Raw genomic sequence first — 7473 nt, forward strand, 5'->3', positions numbered from 1 at the left:
GATCATCTCGCTCACTTCCTGGCCCCACAGATTGGCGCCGTCGGTCTTGAACCAGTAGGCGCCGGCGTCGTGCTTGTAGGGCGGGCCGAACGCCGTCGCCAGATATTGATAATAATAGGAATTGTCGGTGTGGTCGCGGCACAGCACGCCGTTGCCGATGATGGTGCCGAAGGTGGTCGGCACGGTTTGCGCGGCCGCGAGCGCCGGCAACAGCGGCGCCGCGAGCAGGCAATAGCGCAGGCAGCAGCGCAGGCCGGCATGGCGCCAGGCACGCGGGCGCCCGTCTGGCGTTGGGCGCGGCACCGGCGCTACAGCTTCGACATCCATGCCCGGTTCGCGCTGATGCGGGCCTTGGCCGTGGCCGGCAATGCTTCGTAGCATCCCGGATATTGCTTGAGCGCCGCTTCGCGTATCTCTTTTTGCAAACCGTTAATCAAAAAGATGTAGAGCACCGAGCCTTCATCGGTTTTTTTGGTTCCCACGTATCTGATCATTTTTCCTCCTGGCCGGCTATTTGCCCTCGCGGCATCGTTCTTGCAGACATTATGACATCGCGCCCGGAAAACGCCTACTTCCCGCCCCTGCCGCGCCCTGTCGCCGCCCCGTCGCCGCGCCACTTCCTTTTATATCGGCAACGCCACGGCAAAAATGAAGCTTACTCATCAATAGCAACAGCTTCGCAAAATCGGCTTGCCTATTATTAAAATAAAATATCAATTCGATACCAAGTATGATTTAATTGCCATGCCGTCACAAAACGCCAACCCCGACCGGGTGCGAGGATATGATGAAATCCATAATAATCACGACATCAACATTCTTACTGCTCAGCAGCGGCGTCGCCGTCGCCGCGCCGCACCACGCCACCGTCACCATCGCGGCCGGCAACGCCCAATTCGAATGGGACCGCAACGACGACAGCCGCCTCGACTGGGAAGCCGTGCCGCCGGAAAACACGGTCTGGTACAACCCGGCACCGGCCATCGCCGGCCGGCCATCGGTCTACCTGCAAGTGCGCGGCGCCGCGGCGCGCGCCGAAATGAAAAAAGCGCCGCTGTCGCCCGTGCCCGAACCCGGCGTCACGGCGATGTTGCTGGTCGGCTTCATCATCCTCATGCTCGCCGGACGAGTGCCGCGCGACGAAAAATTCATCGCCTGATCCGGCCGCCGCCGTCGCGGCGCGCCCTCGTCGTCACCCTCAGCGTCTTGTCATAGCGTCACCGTTCAAGTCTCCGATTACGCAGTTGAGCCCGCGTTTTTGCGCGCCCGTCTCTTTGCCGCGGCCGGCCGCGCGCGCTTGCCTTATTGTTCGTCCATCGCTGACAAACCCGAGACCTCCACCATGAATCGACTGATCCCCACCGGCGCCCTGGCCGCCACCCTGACGCTGGCCGGCGGCCTGGTCCTGGCCGCCGCCTCCCCCGCTCCCGCCGACAACACCAGCGGCACCGAACAGCGCGCGCTGGCCGCCTTCAGCAAGATCGAACTGGACGTGCCCTACAACGTCACCGTCACCGCCCAGGGCGCGTCCGCGCTGGAACTATCCGGGCCGCGCAAGCTGTTCGCCGACATCGACACCACTGTCGTCGGCGACACACTGATCGTGCACGCGCGCCGGCGCGCCGGAATCAGCATTCATTTCGGCAAAGCGCCGCCGCCGCCCTTGATCCACATCACGTTGCCCGCATTGAGCAGCCTGAAGACGGCCGGCAGCGGCGACGTCACGCTGGAACGCTACCAGGGCCCGCAACTGGCCTTGAACGCGGCCGGCGCCGGCAATGTGCGGGCGGCCGGCCAGACCCCGCTGCTCCAGCTGCGCGTGGGCGGCAGCGGCGACGTCGACCTGCGCCAGCTGGCGGCGGCCAGCCTGGCGGCCACGATGGAAGGCGCCGGCAACGTCCGCGCCAGCGGCATCACGCAACAACTGGACGCCGACCTGAGCGGTTCGGGCGACCTGGAAATCGGCGACCTGCACGCGGCCCGCGTCAGCATCACACAACATGGCGCCGGCAACATCAAGCTGGCCGGCAGCGGCGCGGAACTGCGCGCCGAGCTGAGCGGCTCCGGCGACCTGGAAGCCTGCGCCCTGTCCGCCGGCGCCGTGACGGCCATGCTGCGCGGCGCCGGCAACGCCTGCGTGGCCGGCGACATCCGGAAATTCGACGCCGAAGTCCACGGCTCGGGCGACCTCACGGCGCGCGGCCTGCAAACCCAGAACGCGCGGGTGCTGCTCAGCGGCGCCGGCAATATGACGCTGAGCGGCGGCAGCGCCACGCTGAACGCCGACGTGAGCGGCTCGGGCGACCTCGACGCGACGCGCTTGCCGGTGGCGCGCGCCGTCACGCGCAGCAGGGGCGCCGGCAATATCAAATTGGGAAAAGTGAGCGATGCGCTCGAAGGGGAAATTCGCGGCTCGGGCGACCTGAGCGCGTCGACCGGCGGCAAACATGTGAAGCTGACGATGAGCGGCGCCGGCGAAGTCCAGCTCGACGGCCAGACCGACAACCTAGTCGCCCAGCTCAGCGGCTCCGGCGACCTCGACGCCCGCCGCCTGACGACGGCGCACGCCGAAGTGGTGGTGCAGGGACCGGGCAGCGCCGTCGTCAACGTCAAGGGCCGGCTCGACACCAGCGGCCGGGCCACGCAAAGCGAGCGCAGCCGCCTCATCACCATCGACCGCGCCGGCACCCACGACGAATAGCCTGTGACCATCGTCGCGCGGCCCACGGTCAGCCCGGCTGGCGGCCGGCCGCGCCGCCTACATCGCGACGCACATCAATCGAAGCACAAACGCTTCTTGGTCGCGGCGATCAGCTTGGCATCGTAGGGATACAGATTCTCGATGAACAGCAGTTCGCTTTCATCGGGCTCCTCCACGCACATCGCCAACATCATCGGACCATCGTCCATCCGGCCGATGAAATGCTTGGGCCAGCGGTTCTTGCGGTGGGCGCGCAGCACCTCCATGCCCAGCTTGGCCAAGGGCGCCTTCACGCCCGCCGCCAGCGCTTCGCGCTGCCAGTCATCCCAGTAATCGTTCTCAACTGCCTTGTTCATATCGTGTACTTCCCGCGTCGGTAAAGCGCCAGTGTACTCCCACCGGCCCCAACCTACCAAAACCAGACCAAAGTGGCCTTCCCGCCACGCCCCCGCGACACGCCCCCATCGCCTCACATTATTGAATATAATCAATAACATAGCATAAGATGACGGCATGATAACGCAAGGCCACTTCAATATTTAACAATACCAGTTAAATACCTGTTGACAAGCTGGTTGGGCGACCATATAGTGCCCCACAGTTCCCTACAGTATTCAGCGCGGACTGAAACGGCGGGTCGGAGAAATCAGCATGAGCGTAGTTGGCACCCCTACTCAAACAACCATGATCGAATTTTTAATCGGCGTCGACGGCGGCGGCAGCGGCACCAGGGTGAAACTGGCGCGCCGCGACGGCAGCCTGCTGGCGGAAGGCGACAGCGGCCCCTCGGGCCTGCTGCACGGCGTCGCGCGCGCCTGGGCCGCCGTCGAAGACGCCGCCGCCCGGGCCTTCCACGCCGCCGGGCTCGACTTCCCCGCCCGAACCTCGGTCGCCATCGGCCTCGGCCTGGCCGGCGTCCACAACAAACAGTGGGCCGACAGCTTCGTGCACGGCAATCCCGGCTACGCCAGCGTGGCCTTGGCCAGCGACGCCACCACCACCGTGCTCGGCGCCCATGGCGGCGCGCCGGGCGCCATCATCGCCCTCGGCACCGGCAGCGTCGGCGAAATCCTGCGCGCCGACGGCAGCCGCCAGGAAGTCGGCGGCTGGGGCTTCCCGGCCGGCGACGAAGCGGGCGGCGCCTGGATCGGCCTGCGCGCCATCAACCATATCCAGCAAGTGGTCGACGGCCGCGCCCCGGCCAGCGCCTTCGCCGCCGCCGTCATCGAGGCCTGCGGCGGCCAGCGCGACGCGATCCAGAACTGGCTGGCCGGCGCCAACCAAACCAATTACGCGCAACTGGCGCGATTGGTACTGCAACACGCCGACAATCCGGCCGCCCACGCCATCCTGAGCGAGGCCGGGCGCCAGGTCGGCCTGATTGGTCTTGCGCTCGACGCCACCGGTACGCTACCGATCGCCCTGTGCGGCGGCCTGGCGGAGCCGCTGCGGCCCTACCTGCCGGCGGATTTATCAGCGCGCATCGTCGCGCCGCAAGGCGATTCCGCCGCCGGCGCGCTGCGGCTGATCCAACAACAACTACAGGAGTAGCCCGTGCCAGCCCAGTTGAACGACTTCAAGCCGGACCACGCCAGCGACACGCCCTTGTACATGCAGCTGGCGAACCAGCTGTCCAACGGCATCGCCAGCGGCGACTGGCGCGCCAACGAGGCGCTGCCGTCCGAGCGCGTGCTGTCGGAGATGCTGACGATTTCGCGCGTCACGGCGCGCAAGGCCATCGACATGCTGTGCGAGCGCGGCATGCTGACCCGCAAGCGCGGCTCCGGCACCTACATCACGCCCAAACTGGAGCAGCCCCTGTCGCGGCTGACGAGCTTTTCCGAAGAACTGAGCCAGCGCGGCTTCACGGCCGGTTCGCGCTGGCTGCAACGCGACATCGGCATCGCCGCGCCGCTGGAACTGCTGTCGCTGGGCCTGTCGCCCAACACGCCGGTGGCGCGCCTGAAGCGCTTGCGCACCGCCGACGACGTCGTCATGGCCATCGAAACGACGACCATACCGGCGCTGTACATGCCGAATCCGCACAGCGTGACCGATTCCCTGTACGGCTACCTGGAGGCGAACGGCACGATCCCGATGCGCGCCTTGCAGCACATCCGCGCCGTCAACGCCAACGAAGAACAGGCGCGCCTGGCCAATATCCCTGCGGGTGCCGCGATGCTGCACATCACCCGCGTCAGTTATCTCGACAACGGCGCAGCGGTGGAACTGACCCACTCGTATTGCCGCAGTGATTATTATGAATTCGTAGCGGAGTCGCGCAGATGAGCGATGCAATCAAAGGCAATATCCTGACGGCGGCGGGCTGGATCCGCGGCGAGATCAACTTCAACGAGCGCATCGCCGCCATCGACGGCGCGGCCGTCGATCCGCTGGCCAACGGCGACGACTACATCATCCCCGGCTTCATCGACCTGCACGTGCACGGCGGCGCCGGCAAGGACATCATGGAAGGCGGCGACGCGGTCCACGCCATCGCCGCCATCCACGCGCGCCACGGCACCACCAGCATGCTGGCGACAACGATGACGGCGCCGCCGGAAGACATCGACCACGCCCTCAAGGCCATCGGCGCAGCGGTCGCCAACCGCCGCAGCGGCGGCGCGCGCGTGCTCGGCGCCCACCTCGAAGGCCCCTACATCAACTCCGGTAAACTGGGCGCGCAACCGAACTTCGCGCGCGCCGCCAAGCTGGCCGACGTCGAACGCCTGGCCGCCTTCGCGCCGCTCAAACTCATCACCGTGGCGCCGGAAATCGCCGGCCACCTGAACCTGGTGCGCGAGCTGACCGCCGCCGGCATGCGGGTCCAGATCGGCCACACGCTGGGCTCTTATGAAGACGGCGTCGCCGCGCTCGAACACGGCGCGGCCGGCTTCACCCATTTGTTCAACGCCATGAGCGGCCTGCACCACCGCGAACCGGGAATGGTCGGCGCCGCGCTGGCGCACGCCGAATACGCCGAACTGATACCCGACCTGCTGCACGTGCATCCGGGCGCCATCAAGGCCGCCATGCGCGCGATACCGAAGCTCTATTGCGTCACCGATTCCACCGCCGCCACCGGCATGCCGGACGGCGAATACATGCTGGGCCGGCACACCGTCCACAAATGCATGGGCGGCGTGCGCCTGCCCGACGGCACGCTGGCCGGCAGCACCCTCACCATGGACCAGGCGCTGCGCAACCTGGTCGGCCTGGGGCTGGACCTGGCCGACGCCTCGGCCCGCGTCTCCACCTATGCGGCCGACTATCTCGGCATGCAGGAACGCGGCCGCCTGGCGCCGGGCGCCTACGCCGACATGGTGGTGCTGGACCGCGATCTGAAAATCAAAGCCGTGTATATCGAAGGAGAACTGCTGTGACCTCAATGATGTTGAAAGAAGCCCTGTCCGCCGCCGAATGCGTGGCCCTGCAACTGGCCAGCGACCAGGAGCGCTACGCGGAACTGGGCCGCACATTGAGGAGCACCTCGTTCTCCACCGCGCTGACGATCGCGCGCGGCAGCTCGGACCACGCCTCGGCCTACGCCGCCTACCTGATCATGGCGCGCCTCGGCCGGGTGGTCGCCTCACTGCCGATGTCGCTGCTCACGCTGAACAAATCGCCGCTGATGACGCGCGACACGCTGGCCATCTCGATCTCGCAATCGGGCCAGAGCCCGGACGTGGTGGAACCGATCCGCTACTTCCGCGACGGCGGCGCCACCACCATCGCGCTGGTCAACGACATCGATTCGCCGCTGGCCCACGCCGCCGAATGGGCCATGCCGCTGCACGCCGGCAAAGAGCAATCGGTGGCCGCCACCAAAAGCTTCATCGCCAGCCTGGTGGCCGGCGCGCGCCTCGTCGCGCAGTGGCAGAACGATCCCGAACTGCTGGCCGGACTGGAAGCGCTGCCGGAATCGCTGACGCAAGCGGGCCGGGAGGACTGGTCGGCGGCGATAGAGATTCTGGCGCCGGCGAAAAATATCATGGTGGTCGGACGCGGCATCAGCTTCCCGATCGCGCTCGAAGCCGGCCTGAAATTCAAGGAGACCTCGGCGCTGCAGGCGGAAGCCTTCAGCGGCGCGGAAATCAAGCACGGCCCGATGGCGCTGATCGAAGAAGGCTACCCGCTGATGATCTTCGCCACGCGCGGCCCGACGCAGGCGAGCCTGCTGCAACTGGCCGAAGAAATGCGCGGCCGCGGCGCGCGCGTGATCCTCGCCGCGCCGGCCGACATGGCCACGCGCGACCTGACCCTGCCGACGGCGGCCACGCCGGACCTCGACCCCATCGTCGCGATCCAGGCCTTCTACGTGATGGCGGCCAAGCTGTCGGCCGCGCGCGGCATGAACCCGGACCAGCCGCGCCACCTGAGCAAGATCACCAAGACCAATTAAACAGCGCGATTCGACGGCCAGCTAAATCGGGGTCAGACCACGGTCTTGACCCCGACGTCACGGCGCATGCATCTCCACGTCCCACCACGGCACAGGCGTCATCAATGAAGATCAAATTCCTGCTGGCCGCATTGCTGTCCTGGAGCCTGGCCGCGCACGCCGCGCCGCAAAAAATCGAATTCTGGACCTTCAGCATGAAGCCCAAGTTCACGCCCTACTTCGAGACGCTGGTGCACAACTACGAAGCCTCCAACCCCGGCGTGAAAATCGAATGGATAGACTTCCCGTGGGACGTCATCCAGACCAAGCTGGTGACGCGCATCGTCGCCGGCACGCCGCCGGCGCTGGTCAACCTCAACGTGCCCTGGGC

9 protein-coding genes and 1 pseudogene are annotated in these 7473 nt (G+C 66.5%); 7 read left to right on the forward strand and 3 right to left on the reverse strand.

Features of this window, described 5'->3' with window-relative positions:
• Window positions 1-327 (reverse strand): annotated as a pseudogene (locus Q0S71_RS00510) (hypothetical protein); the annotation flags it as partial.
• Entirely contained in the window at window positions 309-482 is a 174-nt protein-coding gene (locus tag Q0S71_RS00515; RefSeq protein ID WP_295990070.1) for a hypothetical protein, read from the reverse strand. The gene Q0S71_RS00515 and the pseudogene Q0S71_RS00510, both read right to left, overlap by 19 nt.
• Window positions 483-787: 305 nt before the next feature.
• Here Q0S71_RS00515 and Q0S71_RS00520 point away from each other — a divergent pair, with 305 nt between their 5' ends.
• Window positions 788-1159, forward strand: a complete 372-nt coding sequence (locus Q0S71_RS00520; protein WP_295990071.1) for a hypothetical protein — start codon at window positions 788-790, stop codon at window positions 1157-1159.
• Window positions 1160-1342: 183 nt separating this feature from the next.
• On the forward strand, window positions 1343-2701 hold the full coding sequence (locus tag Q0S71_RS00525) for a DUF2807 domain-containing protein (RefSeq protein WP_295990072.1): 1359 nt from the start codon (window positions 1343-1345) through the stop codon (window positions 2699-2701).
• Window positions 2702-2775: 74 nt separating this feature from the next.
• Here the strand turns inward: Q0S71_RS00525 and Q0S71_RS00530 are convergent, their stop codons facing one another.
• Window positions 2776-3057 (reverse strand): hypothetical protein, encoded by a 282-nt coding sequence (locus Q0S71_RS00530; RefSeq protein WP_295990073.1) that lies wholly within the window; start codon window positions 3055-3057, stop codon window positions 2776-2778.
• A gap of 328 nt (window positions 3058-3385) precedes the next feature.
• On the opposite strand from Q0S71_RS00530, the gene Q0S71_RS00535 reads away from it, so the two are divergent.
• The 5 genes from Q0S71_RS00535 to Q0S71_RS00555 form a co-directional block, all read left to right on the forward strand.
• Window positions 3386-4252: a BadF/BadG/BcrA/BcrD ATPase family protein gene (locus Q0S71_RS00535; protein WP_295990074.1), complete on the forward strand. Its 867-nt coding sequence runs from the start codon at window positions 3386-3388 to the stop codon at window positions 4250-4252.
• 3 nt (window positions 4253-4255) lie between these two features.
• A complete protein-coding gene (locus Q0S71_RS00540) occupies window positions 4256-4990 on the forward strand; it encodes a GntR family transcriptional regulator (protein ID WP_295990075.1) in 735 nt (244 codons plus the stop codon).
• The gene (nagA, locus tag Q0S71_RS00545; RefSeq protein WP_295990076.1) at window positions 4987-6084 is read left to right on the forward strand and encodes an N-acetylglucosamine-6-phosphate deacetylase; all 1098 of its coding nucleotides are present in this window, start codon (window positions 4987-4989) and stop codon (window positions 6082-6084) included. The genes Q0S71_RS00540 and nagA overlap by 4 nt, the downstream gene beginning before the upstream one ends.
• A 5-nt stretch (window positions 6085-6089) precedes the next feature.
• A complete protein-coding gene (locus tag Q0S71_RS00550; RefSeq protein ID WP_295990078.1) occupies window positions 6090-7103 on the forward strand; it encodes an SIS domain-containing protein in 1014 nt (337 codons plus the stop codon).
• A 104-nt stretch (window positions 7104-7207) separates the two neighbouring features.
• Window positions 7208-7473 (forward strand): extracellular solute-binding protein (locus Q0S71_RS00555; protein WP_295990077.1); only part of this gene is annotated, 266 nt, incomplete at its 3' end.

Origin of the sequence: Rugamonas sp. (assembly GCF_025354735.1) — a bacterium.
Taxonomy (GTDB): domain Bacteria; phylum Pseudomonadota; class Gammaproteobacteria; order Burkholderiales; family Burkholderiaceae_D; genus Rugamonas.

Excerpts from the sequence above, each read along its gene's own strand:
- Q0S71_RS00520 (WP_295990071.1), top strand. The coding sequence starts at position 788 with ATGAAATCCATAATAATCACGACATCAACATTCTTACTGCTCAGCAGC.
- Q0S71_RS00535 (WP_295990074.1), top strand. The coding sequence starts at position 3,386 with ATGATCGAATTTTTAATCGGCGTCGACGGCGGCGGCAGCGGCACCAGG.
- Q0S71_RS00550 (WP_295990078.1), top strand. The coding sequence starts at position 6,090 with ATGATGTTGAAAGAAGCCCTGTCCGCCGCCGAATGCGTGGCCCTGCAA.
- Q0S71_RS00525 (WP_295990072.1), top strand. The coding sequence starts at position 1,343 with ATGAATCGACTGATCCCCACCGGCGCCCTGGCCGCCACCCTGACGCTG.
- nagA (WP_295990076.1), top strand. The coding sequence starts at position 4,987 with ATGAGCGATGCAATCAAAGGCAATATCCTGACGGCGGCGGGCTGGATC.
- Q0S71_RS00530 (WP_295990073.1), bottom strand. The coding sequence starts at position 3,057 with ATGAACAAGGCAGTTGAGAACGATTACTGGGATGACTGGCAGCGCGAA.